Source organism: Pseudomonas sp. MF6767, assembly GCF_016405475.1.
GTDB classification, from domain to species: Bacteria; Pseudomonadota; Gammaproteobacteria; order Pseudomonadales; family Pseudomonadaceae; genus Aquipseudomonas; species Aquipseudomonas paracarnis.
In genome coordinates this window covers 90,157-108,450 of record NZ_JAEKCY010000016.1, presented here as the reverse complement: position 1 = coordinate 108,450, position 18,294 = coordinate 90,157, and the positions used below count along the sequence as shown (strand labels likewise).

General features: G+C 57.8%; 18 protein-coding genes. 10 read left to right on the top strand and 8 right to left on the bottom strand.

Annotated features, from left to right (window positions below; all coding sequences use genetic code 11):
• Positions 1–267: 267 nt before the first annotated feature.
• Positions 268–1,806 (bottom strand): tyrosine-type recombinase/integrase, encoded by a 1,539-nt coding sequence (locus JFT58_RS22680; RefSeq protein ID WP_198834609.1) that lies wholly within the window; start codon positions 1,804–1,806, stop codon positions 268–270.
• A gap of 269 nt (positions 1,807–2,075) precedes the next feature.
• Here JFT58_RS22680 and JFT58_RS22675 point away from each other — a divergent pair, with 269 nt between their 5' ends.
• The gene (locus tag JFT58_RS22675) at positions 2,076–2,405 is read left to right on the top strand and encodes a hypothetical protein (protein WP_054897815.1); all 330 of its coding nucleotides are present in this window, start codon (positions 2,076–2,078) and stop codon (positions 2,403–2,405) included.
• Between the two features lie 7 nt (positions 2,406–2,412).
• On the opposite strand, the gene JFT58_RS22670 is transcribed toward JFT58_RS22675, so the two are convergent.
• Positions 2,413–3,048 carry a LysE family translocator gene (locus JFT58_RS22670; protein WP_054897816.1) on the bottom strand — a complete coding sequence of 212 codons (636 nt, stop codon included), beginning with the start codon at positions 3,046–3,048 and terminating at the stop codon, positions 2,413–2,415.
• 156 nt (positions 3,049–3,204) lie between these two features.
• Between JFT58_RS22670 and JFT58_RS22665 the strand changes: the two genes are divergently transcribed.
• Positions 3,205–3,576 carry a PH domain-containing protein gene (locus JFT58_RS22665; RefSeq protein WP_019817496.1) on the top strand — a complete coding sequence of 124 codons (372 nt, stop codon included), beginning with the start codon at positions 3,205–3,207 and terminating at the stop codon, positions 3,574–3,576.
• A gap of 382 nt (positions 3,577–3,958) precedes the next feature.
• Here JFT58_RS22665 and JFT58_RS22660 read toward each other — a convergent pair whose 3' ends face one another.
• The 3 genes from JFT58_RS22660 to JFT58_RS22650 form a co-directional block, all read right to left on the bottom strand.
• Positions 3,959–4,471: a type VI secretion system amidase effector protein Tae4 gene (locus JFT58_RS22660; protein WP_054897817.1), complete on the bottom strand. Its 513-nt coding sequence runs from the start codon at positions 4,469–4,471 to the stop codon at positions 3,959–3,961.
• A 179-nt stretch (positions 4,472–4,650) separates the two neighbouring features.
• The gene (locus JFT58_RS22655) at positions 4,651–5,025 is read right to left on the bottom strand and encodes a c-type cytochrome (protein WP_034128041.1); all 375 of its coding nucleotides are present in this window, start codon (positions 5,023–5,025) and stop codon (positions 4,651–4,653) included.
• A 30-nt stretch (positions 5,026–5,055) separates the two neighbouring features.
• Complete coding sequence (locus JFT58_RS22650) at positions 5,056–5,487, bottom strand: bleomycin resistance protein (RefSeq protein WP_054897818.1); 432 nt, start codon at positions 5,485–5,487, stop codon at positions 5,056–5,058.
• 162 nt (positions 5,488–5,649) lie between these two features.
• Here JFT58_RS22650 and JFT58_RS22645 point away from each other — a divergent pair, with 162 nt between their 5' ends.
• From JFT58_RS22645 to JFT58_RS22610, 8 genes are all read left to right on the top strand, one after another.
• The gene (locus JFT58_RS22645; RefSeq protein WP_003194033.1) at positions 5,650–6,012 is read left to right on the top strand and encodes a response regulator; all 363 of its coding nucleotides are present in this window, start codon (positions 5,650–5,652) and stop codon (positions 6,010–6,012) included.
• Positions 6,013–6,224: 212 nt separating this feature from the next.
• Positions 6,225–6,839, top strand: a complete 615-nt coding sequence (locus tag JFT58_RS22640; RefSeq protein WP_054897819.1) for a biliverdin-producing heme oxygenase — start codon at positions 6,225–6,227, stop codon at positions 6,837–6,839.
• A complete protein-coding gene (locus JFT58_RS22635) occupies positions 6,836–9,079 on the top strand; it encodes an ATP-binding protein (protein WP_054897820.1) in 2,244 nt (747 codons plus the stop codon). Before JFT58_RS22640 ends, JFT58_RS22635 begins: the two co-directional genes overlap by 4 nt.
• A 267-nt stretch (positions 9,080–9,346) precedes the next feature.
• Positions 9,347–9,568: a hypothetical protein gene (locus tag JFT58_RS22630; RefSeq protein WP_125919832.1), complete on the top strand. Its 222-nt coding sequence runs from the start codon at positions 9,347–9,349 to the stop codon at positions 9,566–9,568.
• Between the two features lie 157 nt (positions 9,569–9,725).
• Positions 9,726–11,624 (top strand): alkaline phosphatase D family protein, encoded by a 1,899-nt coding sequence (locus JFT58_RS22625; RefSeq protein ID WP_054897821.1) that lies wholly within the window; start codon positions 9,726–9,728, stop codon positions 11,622–11,624.
• A 137-nt stretch (positions 11,625–11,761) separates the two neighbouring features.
• Entirely contained in the window at positions 11,762–12,775 is a 1,014-nt protein-coding gene (locus JFT58_RS22620) for a sensor domain-containing diguanylate cyclase (protein WP_054896957.1), read from the top strand.
• A gap of 109 nt (positions 12,776–12,884) precedes the next feature.
• The gene (locus tag JFT58_RS22615; RefSeq protein WP_054896958.1) at positions 12,885–14,138 is read left to right on the top strand and encodes a 2-aminoadipate transaminase; all 1,254 of its coding nucleotides are present in this window, start codon (positions 12,885–12,887) and stop codon (positions 14,136–14,138) included.
• 84 nt (positions 14,139–14,222) lie between these two features.
• Positions 14,223–14,939 (top strand): hypothetical protein, encoded by a 717-nt coding sequence (locus JFT58_RS22610; protein WP_034128720.1) that lies wholly within the window; start codon positions 14,223–14,225, stop codon positions 14,937–14,939.
• A 48-nt stretch (positions 14,940–14,987) separates the two neighbouring features.
• On the opposite strand, the gene JFT58_RS22605 is transcribed toward JFT58_RS22610, so the two are convergent.
• From JFT58_RS22605 to ptaA, 3 genes are all read right to left on the bottom strand, one after another.
• On the bottom strand, positions 14,988–16,187 hold the full coding sequence (locus JFT58_RS22605; RefSeq protein ID WP_169918863.1) for an MFS transporter: 1,200 nt from the start codon (positions 16,185–16,187) through the stop codon (positions 14,988–14,990).
• A gap of 175 nt (positions 16,188–16,362) precedes the next feature.
• Positions 16,363–17,070 carry a helix-turn-helix transcriptional regulator gene (locus tag JFT58_RS22600; RefSeq protein WP_054896959.1) on the bottom strand — a complete coding sequence of 236 codons (708 nt, stop codon included), beginning with the start codon at positions 17,068–17,070 and terminating at the stop codon, positions 16,363–16,365.
• A gap of 84 nt (positions 17,071–17,154) precedes the next feature.
• Positions 17,155–18,237: a pyoverdine biosynthesis transaminase PtaA gene (ptaA, locus tag JFT58_RS22595; RefSeq protein WP_054896960.1), complete on the bottom strand. Its 1,083-nt coding sequence runs from the start codon at positions 18,235–18,237 to the stop codon at positions 17,155–17,157.
• Between the last annotated feature and the right edge of the window lie 57 nt (positions 18,238–18,294).

Here is an 18,294-nt window from a genome sequence, read left to right as displayed (position 1 = left end):
GAAGGGGTTGCTCTGGTTGCTACTACAGCCGCACTATTAATAAATCTTCAAATGACCCTACCGAAAGAGCCAAAAGCTGGATAAAAGCATTTGTAGTTTTTTGTGAACACCTTCGAATTGAGAAATTTAGAGCAATCCAAGAAGCTTTTTGCAAAATCACAAGCCAATAAGATTTGAGCATCAAATTTGATGGTAAATGACACGCTTTACGATGCTGCAGGGAAATTATAAATAACCTACCATTTCATCTTAGTTCGATAAAGCCTCTCAAATTCCAAATCGCACCTTCTCAATCGCTTCTTTCTTTGCGACAGGTGTAGGACCGTCTGAATAACGGTCGAACGTCATCGAGAGGTTTCCACCAACCTCATGCCCTACAATCGACATGACGAGGATGTTCTTGATATCCGCCCGTTCCAGCTCAGTCACCATCGTGTGGCGGAACGAGTGAAAAACCAGCTCTTTTGAGTACCCCAGAGCAATCTTAAAGGCAGAGAACTCACTGCTCATTTCCTTGGATTTTGTGCCGTACTTACCGCCGCGATTGGTTTTCAGCAGGTAGCCGTCCTTGGATTCCTTCTTGAGACGTTCCACCAGCGGCAGTAGCTCAGAATGGATAGGCACAAGACGCTCACCAGCGTTGGTTTTGGACTGTTTGATATCGATGCAATACACCCCATCCACATCATTCAAATCCTCAAGCTTGATCTGGCAGATTTCCTCAATACGAGCGCCCGTGTAGGCACCGAGACGAATCAGATCAGCTAATCGCTGCTTCCCTTGGCTCAAAGCGTTGCTATACAGGCTTTTCACTTGATCCTTAGTGAACGCCTTGCGTACCTCTTCCTTCCTTGCGCCACGCCGTATCTTGTTCACCGCATGGTTCATGAATGGGTTAACTGGGTATTCTTGACGAAAAGCTACGTCGTTGAACATGTATTTGTAAAATGCATTAAAGGAGCAGAGATACTGTAGCTTTGTCTTATCACCGCAATCCAGAGATTCAAGGAATACGCGAGTGGATTCATAATCCATTGCGAATTTCTGCTTATTGAGAAAATCTTTCAGCATATTCAAGCGATTTACGTGCCGATCAATTGAGCGAAGCGTTACCTTTCGTTTCATTTCATATTTATGAAACTCAACGAAATTCTTCTCGTTCAGCGGATGCTTTTTCACGGCTTTGGTAGGCTCAGCAATGAGGGTAGCAACCTGGCGCTTCTCATCGTCATCCTCGGCGTACCCTTTGAACGATCCAAGCTTCATCGTCGTTTCAAGCCGTTCGAGCAGTTCCTCTGATTTCTTGAATGACTTGGTGGGTTGAGCCTCAAAGTCGTTCAGGTCGGACAGGAGAGACGCCATCGCCGGATCAAGCTCTTCGCCAATGGCTTCCTTCTCTTCGGCACGCTGAGTCAGCAGATTGCGGTGGCTGGTGATCTCTCGCACAGCCCGCACATCCTCATAGTCAGAATCCTCAAACGCTTTCCTACGAGCGTCCTTCTGCTCTGCCAAGCCCTGCTTGATCTCCTCCAGACTCTCCATCAGCACATCAAAATCCACGCTCACCGGCTGCGCTGCAATCACGCCCAGCTCTTGCTCAGCAATGATCTTCTTGCGTGCTTTCGCGATGAGGTTCTTGAACTCATGCAGATCCTTCGTGCGAAGCACCATAGCTTCGCTTTTACGACCCGTTTTGAGGCTCTTGATGAACTCAGTTCGATTCCCAAAATGAGACCGTACATCCTTCGGGATCGCCACCCGGACGTACCATGTCCCGTCGATGTTTTTGAGGTTATCGACCGCCATCAAAACCCTTCCTGTGCAATTTTTGTCCTGAAGGCACATTGCCTTCCTTCTGCACGAAAGGTAACGTGGCGAGGAGCTTTTTGGAAGTAATTTTTGGAAGTAAAATCTCGCACAAGCCCCGTATATCGAGGTTTACAGGGGTTTAAGCCATTTTTGGAGACAGTTCGATTCTCCCTCGGGGCACCATCTTAAAGAAAGACCTTGAAATTCAAGGTCTTTTTTTTCGCCTGCAAAAAAGTGCCAGGCGTGGCAGTGGAGGGAGCGGGACCATGGAGTTGACGCTTGAAGCGGTTGCGTTGTTTGCGTTGAAGCTGGTGCATGAGACTGACGACGGCAGCCCGTTGCTGCGCGATGATCCCGTGATGGAGGGCTATGATCGCGAGGTGTTTGGGTTGTTGGTGCGCCAGGGAAACCTGGCCGAGATCCAAGTGAAGCTCGATGAATGCCTGTCTCTGGCACTCGACACCCTGGGTGGCGCCGATACCGTCATGGGTCGCGAGTTGCAGCGGCTCGCAACGAACGTGCGCGAAGCACCGACCCTGGAAATACTCGACGCCCCGCTCCACGCACTCAAGGATTACCTGAAAGCCATCCTGTGACGTGGACTTACTTGCGCCCTTCCACCGCCATCCGCACCGCCAAGCCCATCAATACCGACCCCATCAGCCAGCGCTGCAGCACCTGCCAACCAGGCCGGGTGACGAAGAACACCGCGATGGAACCCGCCATGCAGGCAATCACCGCGTTGACGCTCACGCTGATAAGAATCTGCAGGGAGCCCAGCGCCAGGGATTGCACCAGCACACTGCCATGACCGTTCGGGTCGATGAACTGGGGCAGCAACGACAAATACATCACCGCCACTTTGGGATTGAGCAGGTTGGTGACCAGCCCCATGGTAACCAACTTGCGCGGGCTGTCCTTGGGCAAGTCGCGCACCTGGAATGGCGAACGCCCACCCGGCTTGACCGCCTGCCAGGCCAGGTACATCAGATACAGCGCCCCGCCGAGCCGCAGCGCGTCGTAGGCAAACGGCACCGCCATCACCAACGCCGTGATACCCAGCGCCGCGCACACCATATACACCACAAACCCCAGCGCCACCCCGCCCAGGGAAATCAACCCGGCCGTGCGCCCCTGGCAGATGGAGCGGGAAATGAGGTAGATCATGTTCGGCCCCGGTGTCAGTACCATGCCGAGTGAAATCAGGCCGTAGGCGAGCAAGCTGGACATATCAGGCATGGATTGGCTCCTGGTTTTTTAAGCTGCCAGCGTGAAATCCTTCGCCGACGCGGTCGTGTTGAGCGTCATGCTAGGGGCTTGAAGGCCCAGGCGTTAGATACAGATCCGCAAGCAAAACGTCATACACCGGCGGCACCACCTACCCAGGACAGGCACATGATCGACTTCAACAACAAAGGCTTTTTCAAGCTCAAGCAAAACGACGAATACGCCGAGCGCGTAGCGGCCCTGCTGCTGGACGGCGAAGAAGTGGTCGACGCCTACAAGGCCATGCGCGACGGCGTCGTGTTCACCACCAAACGCATCATCGCGGTGAACGTGCAAGGGATTACCGGCAGCAAGAAGGACTTCACCTCATTGCCGTACAAAAACATCGTGGCGTACTCGGTGGAAACGTCCGGGACGTTTGATCTTGATTCGGAGTTGGAGATTTACTTTTCGTCGTTGGGGAAGGTGAAATTCGAATTCACTGGCAAGACCTCGATCGTGGAAATCTCCCGGCTGATTTCCAAGCACCTGCTGAGTTGATCCACAGGCACAAAAAAGACCTTGATGCTTCAAGGTCTTTTTTATTGCGGTTCAACTGATACACATCGCTCAAAATGTGGGAGCTGGCTTGCCTGCGATGCCCTTTAAGGAAAAATCACAGCCGCTGATTCACTTAATACTCGGACACATTTTCATTCCCGCCACCTACTCAAACGCCTGCAATACCAAACCGCCCCACTGAACGCTGCTCCCAAAACCACAACCCCATTCCCAACCAACCAAAGCCCAAAATTCCTGCTCTGATCCGCATCCCCTTGATAAAACGGCCCAAAATACGCAGACACGACCACCACCAAACCGTTAAACACTCCGAGCGCCACTACAACCACCCCGACGACAAACACCACGCCCTTAACCAATTTCATATGATCTTCCAAAACCAGATCTCCCTGGACTCGTGATAGTCCGAGAACGTCCCCTCAATCGTAAATCCCAGCTGGATACGCGGATAACTCAGCCAATCCGTCAACCGCCGTCCATTCCAAAGGTCAATGTGGTCACCGCTGCGATTGCCAAACGTCTCATTCCCTCGGCGCCAAAAATCTTTGAAAAAGATAATGCCTTGCTGCCCCGCCAACACTTCTTCGAAATCCTCAGGTTTTATCTTTTTCGGCCGCTGCAAGCCGGGGATATTCGCGCCATTTAGAGCTTTGGCCATTTCCTCAGCCGCCAGCACATGGCCCTCACTCTTGGCATGCTGCCAACAATAGCGCACGCCTCTCAATCTGCTCAGGTCGGCGCCTGACCTGCGCAGTGCTACGCCCAGGTTAATGGCGCATTGGTCACTGAAATTTTTGGCGCCGTTGGTTCTACAAGGGGCGGCGTCTCCGAAAATTTCCGGGTGGTTTTTCCATAGGGAGTTGAACGTCAGCATTAAGCGCTTCCATCGCGTATTTTTCACACGAACGTAGCAAACGCTTTGCCGATAATGGTGAGGTCAGGCGCAAATCAGAACGGTCCTACTTGTGTGTAGGCTTTTGATGCAGGCTAACGCTCACACTGTGATTTTTTGTAGGAGGACAGAGGACGGTGATGCGTGCCAGCCTGGGCATCTCACTTGGGCTGGAATGTCTCCAGATACGCCAGGATATTTTCAATCTTCTCCTGGTCACTGATCCCCCAGAAGATCATCCGCGTGCCACTGACCACCGACTTCGGATCTTCAATGTAGGCCGCCAGTTTTTCCCGCGTCCACACCACGCCCGAGTTCTTCATCGCATCCGAATACTGATAGTCCTGAGTGGTACCGGCAGGCCGGCCAATGATGCCGTTCAGTTCCGGGCCAAAACCACCCCGCGCGCCCTCACCAATGCTGTGGCAGCCGCCGCAGGTCTTGGTGAAGAGTTTGCCGCCCGCCTCGGCATCGCCCGCAGCGAACGCGGGTGCGGCGATAACGGTCAGGGCGAGGGTCAATAACACATACTTCATTCACGTCTCCCTATCGGCTGTTGCCTTGGATTATGCCTGTTCGACCGGCCTTTCTCCCAGCCGCTGCACCAGACGCACCAGATACCCGTCCGGGTCTTGCACGATGAACTGGCGCTGCCCGGCCTCCACGTCACCGGCTCGGTACCAGGCGTCCTCTACATCGCGGAACAAGGGCCAGCCGATCTGCGCCAAGCGTTGCAGGATGGGTGCTACGGCGGGCACATCGATTTGCAGGTTGATGCCGCGCCCGAATGGGGGCTGCAACGGTGCGGTAAGCCACTGGCCGGCCTCGGGGCCGTATTGTTCGAGCATGATTTGCGCGCCGTTAAGGTCGAGGTAGGCAAAGCCTTCTTCTGCGCGCTGATAGGCAATAGCGAAACCTAACTGTTCGATCCAGAACGCCAGGCTCGCGCCAAGGCGGGTGACGATCAGTTCAGGCACGAGTGGGTTACGGTCGAACATGGCATTCCTTGGATGGCAGGGTGGCGTTCACCTTAACGGATTGTCGTGCCCATGGCTCACAAGCAGCCAAATGACCACCCATCGTTTAAAAAACATCCAATCGAACCTATATACCCAACCCCTACTCCACCTTACTGAACCCCTGATGGTGGAGTAAGGATCATGGCTCAGCCATCGATTTTGGTATTGGAAGACGACGAGATCATTCGGGCGTTGATGGTGGATGTGCTGGAAGACTTTGGTGCGGTGGTGACATCGTTTGCATCGGCAGACGAAGGGATGATTTACCTGGAGCGCGGCGATGACCCGGTGGATTTGATTGTCAGTGATATTCAAATGCCCGGCTTGCTCAATGGTTATGACTTGAGCCGTGTCGTCGCCCACCGGTGGCCTGAAGTACAGGTAGTGCTGACCTCAGGTAATACGAAAATCGCCGCCGAGCTGGGCAGTTCCGTGCGGTTTCTGCCCAAGCCCTGGAGTACCGACCACTTGCTTGAGTGCGTGCAGACAGCATTGACGCACTAGGGCCAGTCCCGGGATTGATAGCAGCGCGATATCATTTCAACCGAACTTGAGGGCTAGTTCTGCGGTCATGTAAGGTGCAGGGAGCGACTTTTCTGATCCGATGGTCAGCCTTTTCGCTTCTGCGTTCAGCTGACGACAATGAGTCGTGTAGAATCGTCGCCCATTTTCACGCGTCATTCATGGCCGACAGGCCCACAGTTCGAGCTCATTGAATGCATTCACAGGCCCATGACGTTAGTGCGCCCTCCTTGTTGGAAACGTTGCGCACGGGCACGGGCCTGCTGCATGTGGCGTTGGAACAGCGCCTGCCGTTTTTTTCCGAGCGCCTGGATGCCCAGTGGTATCGGCGCTTGCTGCAGGCGTACCACGGCTTTTATCAGCCAATGGAAGCGGCGCTGTATGACAGCGGTTTGATTCCCGACGGATATGAGTCTGCGTTGCGTGTGAAAACGCCAACCCTGGTCCATGACCTGCACGCGCTCGGCCTGACTGAGCACGCCATCCATGCCCTGCCTCGCTGTACCCAGCTCCCCCTATTAGACACACCGGCTGCGTGCCTCGGCGCCCTGTATGTGCTGGAAGGCGCCACCCTGGGCGGCCAAGTGCTGCGCCGGGAAATAGCCCTGCGCCTGGATGTGAACGCCGACAACGGCGGTGCCTTTCTCAATGTATACGGCGCCGAGACCGGACGGCGCTGGAAAGATTTCCTCGATTATCTGGGCCGTCAGCCACTGGATACAGATGCCGCCGTGCGCGCGGTGATGGCGGCCCGCTCGACATTCAGCGGCTTTGAGCAATGGCTCGACAGCCAGGAGGTATTGCTATGAAACCCGAAGATTTTGAAGAGCTGCTTGCCAACTGCGCCGACGAACCCATTCGTTTTCCGGGGGCCATCCAGCCCCACGGCGTGCTGCTGACTTTGTCGGAACCTGGCCTGAACATCATTCAGGTAAGTGCCAACGTCGGTACGTTGTTCGGCCACGCCCCCGAGGCGCTGTTGGATCAACCGTTGCACAGATTGATTGGCGAGGAGTACGCCCGGGCCGTGCAAACCATGGCCGAGGACAGCGCATTCCTGGACTCGCCGCCCCTGCTGATAACCTTCAAGGGTGAGCAGTTCGAAGGCCTGTTGCATCGCCACCAGGGCGTGTTAGTGCTGGAATTCGAACCACGGCTCAAGGATTTCAAACCCCGAGCGCACAATGGCCGCACCAGCGACCTGGGCAAGATGCTGCACCGCCTGCAATCGGCAAAGACCTTGGAGGCGCTCTACGCCATCACCGTCAACGAAATCCAGGCCATGACCGGTTATGACCGGGTGCTCATCTATCGCTTCGAAGAGGAAGGCCATGGCCAGGTGATCGCCGAGGCCTCGGCGCCGTCCATGGAATTGTTCAACGGGCTGTTCTTCCCCGCGTCCGACATCCCTGAGCAGGCTCGCGAGCTGTATCGCACCAACTGGCTACGGATCATCCCGAATGCGTCCTACGAACCGGTACCGCTGGTGCCCAAATTGCGCCCGGACACCGGGCAGCCTCTGGACCTGAGCTTCGCCACCCTGCGCAGCGTGTCGCCGATTCACTGCCAGTACATGCAGAACATGGGCGTGTTGTCGTCCATGAGTATTTCACTGATGAAAGGCGACAAACTCTGGGGCCTGATCAGTTGCGGCAACCGTGAGCCGCTGCTGGTGCCCAACGACCTGCGCATGGCCTGCCAGACCATCGGCCAGGTGCTGTCATTGCAGATCAGTGCCATGGAGGCCCTGGAGCTGACCCGCCAGCGCGACGAGAAAGTCGAAGCGCTGGCGCTGCTGGATCGGGCGATGAAAGCCTCTGCCAATAACGTATTCGACGGCTTGGCCCAGCAAGGCCGACTGCTGATGGACCTGACCCTCTCCGGCGGCGTGGCGATCATCGAAGACAAGCAATTACACCGCTACGGCAACTGCCCGGAACCGGCGCAGATACGCGCGCTGCACAAGTGGTTGCAGGGCGACGGCGCACCGGTATTTTCCAGCCATAACCTGGCCTCGGTTTATCCGCCGGCCGCCGAATACCAGAGCGTGGCCAGCGGCGTGCTCGCCATGAGCTTGCCCAAGCCTGTGGATAACGGGGTGCTGTGGTTTCGCCCGGAAGTCAAAGAGAACATCCACTGGAGTGGCGACCCGCAGAAGCCGCTGAATCTGGAAACCTGCGACGCGGGCATGCGCCTTCGCCCACGCACCTCGTTTGAAATCTGGAAAGTGGAAATGGCTGGTATCTCCACCAAGTGGAGCCATGGCGACCTGTTTGCCGCCAACGATTTGCGCCGCTCGGCCCTGGAGAACGACCTGTCCCGCCAAGTGCTGCGCGAGCAACAAGCGGTGCGTGCGCGGGACGAGCTGGTCGCGGTGGTTTCCCACGACCTGCGCAACCCCATGACCGTCATCTCCATGCTCTGCGGCATGATGCAAAAAGCCTTCAGCTCCGATGGCCCCCACACTTCACGGCGCATTTCTTCCGCCATTGACACCATGCAACAGGCTGCCGGGCGCATGAACGTGTTGCTGGAAGACTTGCTCGACACCTCGAAAATCGAGGCCGGGCGCTATGTGGTCAAGCCGGTGGCGCTGGACGTCAGCCAGATTTTTGAAGAGGCGTATTCGCTGCTGGCGCCCTTGGCCTCGGAAAAGGGCATCGACCTGTCGTTCAATGTCGAGCCTGGCCTGCAAATCAAGGCCGACCCGGAGCGCTTGTTCCAGGTGCTGTCGAACCTGATCGGCAATGCGATCAAGTTCACTCCGCGCCAGGGCAACATCGGCATCAGCGCCATGAGCGCCGGCGAGGAGATTGTATTTTCGGTGCGCGACTCCGGTGAGGGCATTGCGCCGGACGATTTGCCCCATGTGTTCGATCGCTATTGGACCCAGACTGAAAACAACCCCACCGGCAGCGGGCTGGGGCTGTATATCACCCAAGGCATCGTTAAGGCGCATGGCGGCAGGATCGAAGCCGAGAGCAAGCAGGGTCAGGGCAGCGAGTTTCGATTTACCGTACCGAAGGTGACGATTGAGGCAAACAACTGAGCCATTTGCCGGCAGGGGCAACCATATTGCCCCTGCTGCCCCATAACCGAGGACGGAAAACCAAACATATACTCATACAACATTGCATTTCTTTAAAAAAGTTTCAAAATAAAACAACCAAAATTCAACAATAAAACCAACTCACCCATCACAAACAGAAACATAGAACACCTCGCAAAAAACACCGAACTCCACTAACTTACGCCGAGCACTGTTACAGGGAAGAACATGCCATGTAAACCATGCCATTAATAGTGAGGCGTTACCGTGTTCAATTCTACCGGCTTTAATCCCGTCAATACTTACATTTCCCAATCCGCCCCCGACCAAGACACCCAAGCCAGCGAGAAGGTCAACTCACGCTCGAAACGAAGCCTCGATCAAATCGCTCCCGATAATTCGATTAATGACAATGGGGTCACCGCAGACAGAGGCGGCAGACGTAATGGTGGTGGCTTGGACAGTCTCGGCAAAGGCCATGTTCTTTGAGTAAACTTACTTAAGCGCAACTACTAAATAAGTAGCGCCCAGGGCGCTGCTTATTCATTAATAGCCACAACATATTACTGTCTGACGTTCGTTGACGAAATGCCGACATTTTCAGCGTTATACTGAGTGCTTGTCTTATTAGTGAGCCGATCGCGTCATGCCTGAACTGCAGTCACTTCCCCCCGTACTTGCCGGCCCGTTGCTGCGCCGCCTGGAACCAAAGCGTGTGGTGCTATGGCTGGTGGCGAGCCGGGAACTGAAGCTGGTTATGAGGCTGCAGCACGCTCAGGGATCAACGCTGGATATTCACCTTCATGCACATTGTCAGATCGTTCCCGTCGGGCGCCATTCGTTTATCCACTTGATCGATGTGCCCCTGACTGACGCCCTGCCTCTGGATGTAAACATCCACTATGACCTGTTTATTGACGGCTGCGGAATAGCCCAGTGGGCACCCCATCTGCTGTACGCAGGCGCCACGCTGCCCGATTTCGTCGTGCATGGGCGCATCCACCAACTGGTCCACGGCTCCTGCCGCAAGCCTCACCATCGCGCTGATGACGGGTTGCTGTGCATTGATCGTCTGCTGGCGCAAGCTCCCACCGTGGCACAACGCCCCGCCTTGCTGATGATGAGCGGCGACCAGGTCTACGCCGACGACGTCGCGGGGCCCATGCTGCGGGCAATTCATGAATTAATCGCGCGCCTGGGCCTGTTCGACGAATACCTGGAAGGGGCCGTGGTTGACGACAGTGCCGCCCTCTACGGGCATCGCGCCAGCTATTACCATCGCGCCGACCTGCTCCCCGCGCTGGACAGTAACGAGACCTTGCGTGAGCGCTTTTTCGGCGGCGTGAAGAAACCGATTTTCACCAGCAGCACCGCCGATAATCACCTGGTGACCTTTGCCGAAGTGATCGCCATGTACCTGCTGGCCTGGTCGCCCACACCGTGGACACTGATCTCCCCCCAACCGCCGCAACTGAGCGCGCAAGAACAGCAGCGTTATGCCCGCGAACAGATACAGATCGATCAATTTCGCAGTGGCCTTCCAGGGGTCGCCCGGGTATTCGCCCACCTCTCGACCCTGATGATCTTTGATGATCACGACATCACCGACGACTGGAACCTCAGCGCCCAATGGGAAGAAACTGCCTACGGCCATCCCTTCTCCAAACGCATCATCGGTAATGCGTTGATGGCCTATCTTTTATGCCAGGGCTGGGGCAACCAGCCCAAGGTGTTTGGCGAACTGGTGAGCCAAACCCAGGCACTTGCCAACCAGGCGCAAGACAACCACCTGGACGCCACACAGCAGGATGAGCTAGTCACCACACTGCTGAAATTCCAGCAGTGGCACTACGTATTGCCCACCACCCCGGCGCTGGTGGTACTCGACACCCGCACCCGACGCTGGCGCAGCGAGTTCACCCTCAAGCAACCTTCCGGCCTGCTGGACTGGGAAGCCTTGAGCGAACTGCAACAAGCGCTACTGGACCACCCGTCAGCCATCATTGTCTCGCCCGCGCCGGTCTTTGGCGTCAAGCTGATCGAGACGGTGCAGAAGGTTTTCAGCTGGTGTGGCTTCACACTGCTGGTGGACGCCGAGAACTGGATGGCCCACCGCGGCGCTGCCCAAGTGATTTTGAATATCTTCCGCCACTCGCGCACGCCGGGTAACTACGTGATCCTTTCCGGTGATGTGCATTACTCGTTTGTCTACCAAGTGCTGATCCGCCACCGCAACGGCGGCCCCAATATCTGGCAAATCACCAGCAGCGGCATCAAGAACGAGTTCCCGCCGCGCCTGCTGGAATGGTTCGACCGCCTCAACCGCTGGCTCTACTCCCCGCGTTCGCCGCTTAACTGGTTTACCCGCCGCCGCACCATGCAGGTGGTGCCCTATATTCCAGAGCACGCCGAAGCGGGTGAGCGGCTGTGGAACTCGGCGGGCATTGGCCAGGTGTTTTTCAATGAGCAGGGCCAACCGCAAGCCATTTACCAGCACAACGCGGATGGGAAGCCTCGAACAAAGATGATGGCGCCAGAAAAATAGCGTTTCGCCACTCGTCAAAAGCAGCACACCTGCCCTATTCAAAGCGCGCAAGCGCCGATGTACAGTAGCGCCAGCCACGGAGTATCGGCGTCAACCATGACTGGCCTTGGGCGCCAGCCCCCGCAGGAAGCGTGCAGATGGACGATACATCCGGCAAAGAACCGCTACGCCATGAGGTTTCCGACCTTAACGTCGACCTGTTGCACGCCATCATGGAGTTGGTCAGTGATGGCATCTGGGACTGGAATGCCAATACCGGCTTCGTCTACCGCAATCCCGGCTGGTACGAAATGCTTGGCTACTCCCACCACTCCCTGGAAAACAGCGTCTTCACCTGGGAGAACGTGATCCACCCCGAGGATTACCCTCGCGTGATGACGGTGTTCGATGACTACATCAGCCTACGCGCCGCTCATTACCGGGCCGAATACCGTTGTCGCAAAAAAGACGGTACGTACCTCTGGATCGAGGACCGCGGCTACGTCATTGCCCGCAACCCCGACGGTTCAGTGGCGCGCATGGTCGGCGCACACCGCGATATCCATACGCGCAAATGCTCCATCGAACAGTTGCAAAAGCGCAACCAGTCTCTGGAAGCGCTGGTCGCGGAGCGCACGCTTGAGTTGTCGCGCGTCAACCAGCAACTGCAATTACAACTGGACGAAAACCGCTCTTTGGCCGAGCGGGACGCCCTGACGCGCATCGCCAACCGGTACCGCCTGGAAAAAGTGCTGCTGGAGGAATGCGACCGCGCCGAACGCTTCCGCCTGCCCCTGGCACTGGTGGCCATGGATGTCGATGACTTCAAGCCGATCAATGACCAATACGGCCATGGCGTCGGCGACCAGACCCTGATACGGGTAGTGGAACATCTGGAAGCCTGCGTACGCAAAAGCGACTTGCTGGCGCGCTGGGGCGGCGATGAGTTTATGGTGGTGCTGCCCAAAAGCAGCCTGGACGAGGCCAAAGAGTTGGCCGAAAGGATTCGCCATAAAATCAAGGAGGCGGCCCCCGTGGGCGCCTTGAACCTTACCCTGAGCCTGGGCGTGGTGGAGCGGCGCATGGGCGAGTCCCCGGCTGCGCTGATGGCGCGGGCCGATCAAGCCTTGTACCGATCCAAGGCGGCGGGCAAGGATGGGGTGTCGGAATAGTCGCAGCTCCTTCCAAGGTGGAATGACACGGCGACTTTATTTCGTTTGCGGCAAGGCCGGGCGCGCGGCTTAGATAGCGCTGCGCCCACCACTGCCGAGTCCCAGAGCCATGAGTCACGCTAGCATCAGCCAGTCGATTTCCATCGTTCACCCCATCAGCCTCAGTCACGGTAAAAACGCCGAGGTCTGGGACACTGCAGGCAAGCGTTACATCGACTTTGTCGGGGGTATCGGCGTGCTCAACCTGGGCCATTGCCACCCGGCCGTGGTGGCGGCCATTTGCGAGCAAGCGGCCCGGCTCACCCATTACGCGTTCAACGCCGCACCGCATACGCCCTACATCGAGTTGATGCAACGCCTCAGCGCCTTTATCACGGTGGGTTACCCCGTCAGCGGCATGCTCACCAACAGCGGTGCAGAAGCGGCAGAGAACGCTTTGAAGATCGCCCGTGGTGCCACTGGTCGCACGGCGGTGATCGCCTTCGACGGTGCCTTCCATGGGCGCACCCTGGCAACCCTCAACCTCAATGGCAAGGTCGCGCCCTACAAGCAGAAGGTCGGCTTACTGCCCGGCCCTGTGTATCACCTGCCCTACCCCAGTACCGATAACGGCATGACCTGCGCCGACGCGCTGAAGGCGATGGAGCGTCTGTTCAGCGTGGAAATCGACATAAACGATGTGGCCTGCTTCATCATCGAGCCGGTGCAGGGCGAAGGCGGTTTTCTAGCCTTGGACACTGAGTTTGCCCAAGCCTTGCGACGCTTCTGCGACCAGCACAACATCCTGCTGATCATCGATGAAATCCAGTCGGGTTTTGGCCGCACCGGACAGCGTTTCGCCTTCTCTCGCCTGGGCATCGAGCCGGACCTGCTACTGCTCGGCAAAAGCATCGCCGGCGGCATGCCGCTGGGGGCGGTGGTCGGGCGCAAGGCGCTGATGGACAACCTGCCCAAAGGCGGCCTGGGCGGCACCTACTCCGGTAACCCCGTCGCCTGCGCGGCGGCGCTGGCGACCCTTGAGGTGATGAGCGACAAAAACCTGCACGCCTGGGGCGTCGCGCAGGAGGCCGCGATTGTGGGTCGCTATGAAGCCTGGCGCGCGCAGCAACTGTCGCCCTACCTGGGCCGCCTCACCGGTGTCGGCGCCATGCGGGGCATTGAACTGGCCCATGCCGACGGCACACCCGCTCCCAAGCAACTGGCGCAACTGCTGGAGCTGGCGCGAGAGGCTGGCTTGCTGCTGATGCCCAGCGGCAAGTCGCGGCACATCGTGCGCTTGCTGGCCCCGCTGACCATTGAACCTGCGGTGTTGGAGGAAGGCCTGGATATCTTCCAGGCGTGCCTCACACAGCTGGACGAATAGCGGGCTGCCTTGACCTGATCCCCTCACCCGCTGAAAATGCCCGACGTTTTTTTGTCTCTCCGCATACTACGCAGTGAAATTTTAATGTCTGATTCCTACACCGAAAAATCCGCCGAAGAATCCGTAGTCGCCCTGTACGCCAAAGCCGAATACGAAAACGCCATCAATCTTTCACAGCATGTGCCAGCCGCCAAGATCATCAGCGAGATGGTGCTGGACGCGTTTCACACCTCCAAGGAAAGCGACCAGATCCGCGAGCTACGCGTTGCCATCCGCCAGGCCCACGATGCCTTCGACGATGACAAAGCCTATGACCTGATGGGCCAGCTCAAACAATTGAAAGACGCCGAAGCCGCAGACAACGCCGCCCTGGAACACCTGAGCAGCCAGTTCTCGATCAGCCGCATCCTGTCCAGCTTCAAGGACGATCCCGAGTTCCAGGAATTGGTCTATGGCCTGGCCCTCAAAGTGCTTAACCAGTCGCACCAGGCCATCAGCAACCCGAGCGCCGGCAAGGGCAAGGCTGCACGCGCCAAGAAAGACACCGAAGTGTTTGTGATCAGCAAGGATGGCATCAGCGTCACCTTGCCGCTGCGCACGCCGCGCTCCAAGCTCAATGTGGACCGCGAAGCGCTGGAGTTCCTGGGGTTCACCTTTGTGGGCGAAGGCAGCGAGGCGGAACTTGCGAGCGAAACCTTCATCGACAACAGCGGCGCCGAGCAACCGGTCACGCGCAAGAGCATCGTGACCGCGCTGCAACAGCAAAGCGCCTTTGACGGCTACGCCATCGCCGCCCAGTAAGTACTGACGCAACCAGGCGCGCGTGCAAGGCGCAGCGCCGGTTGCCGTCTACGCCTCTTTATTCCACAACACCGCCGAGCTTTTCATCATCCCCACGGCGATTGCGAACAGCAGCAACACACAGCCTGCCAGCAGCCACGGTGACGGCAAGGTTGGCCGGGCCAGCAACATGAACGCCAACGAGGGCGCGATCATCACGCCGATGTTGACGCCCGCCGAGTAGTAGCCAAGGTTGCGGCCCACGCTGTCGCGGCTGGAAATGCTGCTGACGTAGTGGGTGATCGCGGGGAACACAATCATCTCGCCCAGGCTCCACAACACCGTAGCAAGCACCAACAGCGCGCCGACCTGACCAAAGCCCATCAAGAAGAAACCGCAGCCTGCCAGCAACAGGCCAATGATCAGCGAGCGACTGCTCGACAAGTGCGCCATGCGCAGGTTGATCGGCACTTCAAACACAATCACTAGCAACGCATTGATAAAAAAGATGATGCCCACGTAATAGGCCGGCAATTGGGTGTAGTTGATGATGTACGCCGACAGAAAAGTCGGCGGTAATGCGTAAGCCACGTGCACCGGCAGCGCTGCCAACAGGATCACCAGCAGTCGCGAACGCTCATGAGCCGCCACCTCGGGCAAGCCCTCGCCTTTGACGGCGACAGGTACGCCTTGGGTGGCCTGCCGAGACCGACCAAACCGCAGGCAGGCGGCGAAGGCCAGCAGGGACAGCACGGCATTGATGTAGAAGACCGCGTCGGCATTGCTGAGGAAGATCAAGCTGCCCAGTAGCGGCCCGATGGCCATGCCGATGTTGATCGCCAATCGGTTGCAGGAAAACGCCACTTTGCGTGACTCAAGATTACTGTGAGCCACAGTCTCGGAGAACGCGGCCGGTGTGAAGGCTTCGTAACAGGCCCCCCAGAGAAACGACAACAGGAACAGCGCGAGCAGGTTATCCACCGAGGGAATGACCAGCAGCAACACCGCGTTGAACAACAACGAACCGAGAATGACCCGGTTGGCCGAAAACCGCTTGATCACGGCGCCGATGATCAGGTCGGTACACAGGGCGCCCGCGCCATACACGCCGACCAACAGGCCTGCCGTACCTGCCGATATCGCGTGTTGATGAATCAGGTACGCCGCGTAAAAAGGAAACGCCAGGGTGCCCGTGCGGAACACCAGCGTGATCATGAACAATGCTTGCAACCGCGCATTAAGGCCGCGCAAGGCGTGAAAAGTACCCATCAGCGCAGCACGCTGGCACAGGTGTGGAGCAAAGCTGCAGAGCGGCTCATCCGGATGTCCTTTCGCAATGGCGGCGCCGGTGTGTCCGGCGCCAAACTCCATAGCTGGGCAAACTAATGCAGCACTGTGCGGCGAACAAGCTACCCATTTGGACAGGTAGGCGGTGATTGCGGCCTCAGGCCGGGTGGCGGATATAGCCCAATTGCAGGGCCTTGCCGATTGCTGATTTGCCGTTGCTGACCTGCAATTTGCCGAAGATATTCTTCATATGAAACTTGACCGTATGGGAGGTCATCGACGTCAGGAGTGCCACTTCGTTGTAGGTCTTGCCCAGGCTGACCCAGGACAATACTTCGGTTTCCCTTGGGGTCAGCACCGTCTGTTGTTCGACAGGCGCCGCGTGATCTTCCAGGGCCTCGTCGTACATCGAGACCAACAGCATCTGCAGTTCACTTTGATGGGCCAGCACGGTCTCGCGAAATTGCCGATGTTCGCCGAAGCTGCACAGATTGAGCACCGAGTAGAAGCCGCGATTGCCATGCACGATAAAACTGGCGCCCTCGCCAACGGGTTTGTAGGGGCCCGGCACCGGCACCGCCTCATCGGCCACGGCCAGCAGGTGTTCATCACTCCAGAAAAATGGTTTGATCCGCGTACGGGTCAATGAAACCAGCTCGCCACGCCGGTAGAAATCGTCGGCCGTGTCGGAAGGCTCCATGGCCTCGGGGTAATTGGACACAATCTGCGCTTGGTCCAGCGTCGGCCCACACTGGTAGACCTCGAAGTGTCCCAGGCCACGGCGGCTCAGTTCGGTATCGAGCAAGCGGCGCATATCCTCGGGCAGCATGGGCGATTTTTTATCGGGTTGGCCATTAGGTCGCACGGGTGTCTTCCTTGATCATTCAACCCGGTCGAGCATGCAGCATGCCTGGCTTACCTGTCCAGGCAACGGATGCAAACCCAGGGGCTAGACCTGCGCCGCGAACGCCTCGCGAAAGCGCTCCATCTCCTGCTCATTGCCCACCGTCACCCGCACCCACTGCGGCCAGTCCTGCCACACCCGCCCGACCAGTACATTCCGTGCCGCCAACTGCTCAATCACCTGCTCTGCCGGGCGCTTCACGTCGATCATGAAGCAGTTGCTGTGGGAAACGGTGCAGGTAAAGCCCCGGCCCTTGAGCCAGGCGATCGTCTCATCGCGCAACCTGGCATTGAGCGCTCTGCGTTGGCCCACCAGTTGCGCGTCTTCCAGGCTCGCACGGGCGGCCAGCAAGCTGGCGCCGGCCGGGACGTTGTCGCCGCCGAACACGGCCAACCGCTCCAGTAGCGCCGGGTGGCCGATCGCCAGGCCCAGGCGCGCACCGGCCATGCCATAGATCTTCGAGAAGGTACGCAGTACCAGCAGGTCGTGGTGTTCCTTGACCCAACTTACGCAACTGGGGGCGTCGCAGAAGTCGATATAAGCCTCGTCCACAACCAGCACGCTGCCCTTGGGTTTATTCACCAGAGCGTGGCGGATAGCCTCGGTCGAGGTGAGCGTACCGGTCGGGTTGTTGGGGTTGCACAGGTACAGCATGCCGGCCTGTGGGTCCGCGGCGAGCATGGCGTGCACATCGTGGGCATGCTGGGCGTCGAGGTTAACTTCATGCACCGGCGCCTTGATCGATTCGGCCGCCTGGCGCGGTACTTCGTAGGACGGCGTGGCCATCACCAGGCCGCGGGTCTGGCTGGCGAACGCCAGCACCGCGTAACGCAGGGCAGCCATCGAACCGGCAAATACCCCGATGTTTTCTTCGGCGATGCCCTGTTGCTCGGCAAACAACGCGGCCAATGCATACATGTCCGGGTAAGGGTAACGCCCGGAGGCTGCAATCGCGCGCTCCATCGCCTGGCGAGCCGCGTCTGAAGGGCCGTAGGGGCTTTCGTTGTAATTGAGTAGTACCTTGTCAGATTTCGTCGGCGCCGGGCTGGCAAGCGCCCAATTGAGCTGCCCCAACACAGGCAGGGCCGCGCCCAGGGCGAGAAGGGATCGACGACTGACACGCACCATGGTGACTACTCCTTGTAGAGGCGCGAGGGATTCGCGCTGGCCGTTCAGAAGAGTATG

Bases quoted from the DNA above. Each gene is read 5' to 3' on its own strand.
- JFT58_RS22665 (WP_019817496.1), top strand. From the start codon at position 3,205: ATGATCGACTTCAACAACAAAGGCTTTTTCAAGCTCAAGCAAAACGAC.
- JFT58_RS22605 (WP_169918863.1), bottom strand. From the start codon at position 16,187: ATGGGTACTTTTCACGCCTTGCGCGGCCTTAATGCGCGGTTGCAAGCA.
- JFT58_RS22645 (WP_003194033.1), top strand. From the start codon at position 5,650: ATGGCTCAGCCATCGATTTTGGTATTGGAAGACGACGAGATCATTCGG.
- JFT58_RS22610 (WP_034128720.1), top strand. From the start codon at position 14,223: ATGTCTGATTCCTACACCGAAAAATCCGCCGAAGAATCCGTAGTCGCC.
- ptaA (WP_054896960.1), bottom strand. From the start codon at position 18,237: ATGGTGCGTGTCAGTCGTCGATCCCTTCTCGCCCTGGGCGCGGCCCTG.
- JFT58_RS22620 (WP_054896957.1), top strand. From the start codon at position 11,762: ATGGACGATACATCCGGCAAAGAACCGCTACGCCATGAGGTTTCCGAC.
- JFT58_RS22625 (WP_054897821.1), top strand. From the start codon at position 9,726: ATGCCTGAACTGCAGTCACTTCCCCCCGTACTTGCCGGCCCGTTGCTG.
- JFT58_RS22655 (WP_034128041.1), bottom strand. From the start codon at position 5,025: ATGAAGTATGTGTTATTGACCCTCGCCCTGACCGTTATCGCCGCACCC.
- JFT58_RS22615 (WP_054896958.1), top strand. From the start codon at position 12,885: ATGAGTCACGCTAGCATCAGCCAGTCGATTTCCATCGTTCACCCCATC.
- JFT58_RS22640 (WP_054897819.1), top strand. From the start codon at position 6,225: ATGCATTCACAGGCCCATGACGTTAGTGCGCCCTCCTTGTTGGAAACG.
- JFT58_RS22670 (WP_054897816.1), bottom strand. From the start codon at position 3,048: ATGCCTGATATGTCCAGCTTGCTCGCCTACGGCCTGATTTCACTCGGC.
- JFT58_RS22650 (WP_054897818.1), bottom strand. From the start codon at position 5,487: ATGTTCGACCGTAACCCACTCGTGCCTGAACTGATCGTCACCCGCCTT.
- JFT58_RS22660 (WP_054897817.1), bottom strand. From the start codon at position 4,471: ATGCTGACGTTCAACTCCCTATGGAAAAACCACCCGGAAATTTTCGGA.
- JFT58_RS22635 (WP_054897820.1), top strand. From the start codon at position 6,836: ATGAAACCCGAAGATTTTGAAGAGCTGCTTGCCAACTGCGCCGACGAA.
- JFT58_RS22680 (WP_198834609.1), bottom strand. From the start codon at position 1,806: ATGGCGGTCGATAACCTCAAAAACATCGACGGGACATGGTACGTCCGG.
- JFT58_RS22675 (WP_054897815.1), top strand. From the start codon at position 2,076: ATGGAGTTGACGCTTGAAGCGGTTGCGTTGTTTGCGTTGAAGCTGGTG.